Annotated in this window: 2 protein-coding genes; one reads left to right on the top strand and one right to left on the bottom strand. The window is 50.1% G+C overall.

The genetic code is table 11. The features are described from left to right. The coding region (locus tag B7364_RS17990; RefSeq protein WP_198534113.1) for a phospholipase C/P1 nuclease family protein at positions 1 to 433 on the bottom strand (433 nt) is incomplete at its 3' end. Between the two features lie 457 nt (positions 434 to 890). Between B7364_RS17990 and B7364_RS08305 the strand changes: the two genes are divergently transcribed. Beyond that, the gene (locus B7364_RS08305) at positions 891 to 1553 is read left to right on the top strand and encodes a hypothetical protein (RefSeq protein ID WP_085339541.1); all 663 of its coding nucleotides are present in this window, start codon (positions 891 to 893) and stop codon (positions 1551 to 1553) included. Positions 1554 to 1876 lie beyond the last annotated feature (323 nt).

Raw genomic sequence — 1876 nt, 5'->3', positions numbered from 1 at the left:
ACAACCCCAATTTTGTGCCATAGGTGCTGACGGGGAACACCGGTGGCAAATTCTCGTTTCGAAGGACAGCAAGGTCACGTTCAATAGCTTCCACAATGCAGGTCGGTGTACCTGTTGGACAACTTGGCCCAACAACATCAGCGGTACTCCTTGTGAAATTGATAAAGTGGTCTTTAGGATGCTTGCGAGGTACTTCATCTTCTTCGATGCAAGACTCGTTAAACCGTGCATATACTCTTGCGTTTGCAGAAGCGCCTTGTTGCCCAATCTGAAAAATCTGTTTCAATTGACTTCGGGTGGTTTCGGTAAAGTTGCGATATGCCATGTCGCAAATAGCAACATGGGCGTATTTACCCCATGCCAATGCTGGCTTTGGTGTCATCAAAGTACTTACAGCGATGAAAAATACGCCAAGAGTGCATGTGACGCGCATTGCCGCCCCTTATACTTCACAACCAAAAGACTTTATTGGCCAAAAAGTAATCAATCATGTTTTTTTCAATTTGCAAGAGTAAATGCTTGATAGCAACTCAAGAAACATTCAAAAAGCACCAGTTGCTTGGCGACTCGCGTTTCAACTCTGGCATAATCTTACCCACTGTCCCGGCCCTTTGATTCACCCACTTAATTCGGATCAATTATTTGCATTTGAACGGCAGCCTTCGACGCCAGGGTGCCCCAAACCAGACCATTTCCTTTCGGCCAACGTTAGTCACCCATATGTCGTCCGTAGGTGTCGCCAATTGCGAAAACTCGAACAGACCTCTAAAAAAGTGCGCCTAATAGTCTAGAATCCGCTCTGCGAGGTATCGAAAGAGTATACAGCCACGAGTCCTTGCAAACTGGGCGTGGCGGACGTCTAATCGCTCAGAATTTCAGGTGGAGTTCCGATGCCAATATCCAAGGAAGCGCAACTACTGATCGACTTTGTGCAGAAGCACGAGGGCGTGAAATTACTTTCGACCCGCGCTGAGGTCGTAGAATTTGCCGGCGTCCTCTACAATGTGGATGGGAGTAGCGATGATCCTGAGATCGACGGGTACAATTGGCGCAGTCTACTGCGCGAGCGCGGAATCGACCGCGATTGCTATGTCACCAATATCCAACCACTAGGCGAAACCTCGCATGCTAACTTTTCGGTCGGCGGACATATGACCGTGAATCGAGATGGCAGCGTCCCATTCGGAGGGGAGTGCTTCCTAATGCCACTTTGCTCATGGCATAACAGTAAAGCGCGTGACCATATGGCCTTCGAACATACCGAGACGCGTATGCTGAAGCTATTCGGCTATTTGGAAAAGGAACCACGAGCTACCTTCTCTGCGCGCATGGCTAGTGATGAGGAATTTGCGCTTGTCGCGCTGGCCGATAACGGCGGCGCAGGGTTGATTTCCCCACCACGCCTAGGAAACCAACCATTAAAGCTGCTCGACGGGATAGCAGGTCAGAAAGAGCCCGAATTCTTCGTGTTGCTGCGGCAGAACCAGGAAGATGGACAGACCTTCTATAGGATTGAAGATGCAAAACTTCCAAATGTGGACATCGCGGAATGATGATCTCGCCGGTGCAGCTTGGCTGTATCTTCGAAGGCTACCTGGACCGGCCTAAAGGCTTCAGCTAGGGAGACGTGTTGACCGTGGTACTGACCATCAACGGAATTGGCGGGATGGTGTCTTGAAAGACAGCCAAGGCGCGGATTAGGTGATGTGGTGTTGGCGGTCGCCACATTCAGTGAAGCCGTCGACATGTTGGGCTATGGTCCCCAAAAATTAAACGACAGTCCATCGAACATGTAAGCGACCGGTCTTGGCCGCCTTGTTGTCTTAAACGGATTGGTTGAGTGCGAGCACCTTACGAGCGGTCGTAAGGAGGTCTT

It is taken from the genome of Aquidulcibacter paucihalophilus (assembly GCF_002105465.1).
Taxonomy (GTDB): Bacteria; Pseudomonadota; Alphaproteobacteria; order Caulobacterales; family Aquidulcibacteraceae; genus Aquidulcibacter; species Aquidulcibacter paucihalophilus.
Note: the sequence above shows the minus strand (reverse complement) of the source record. Positions and strands in the feature narration are given on the sequence as shown.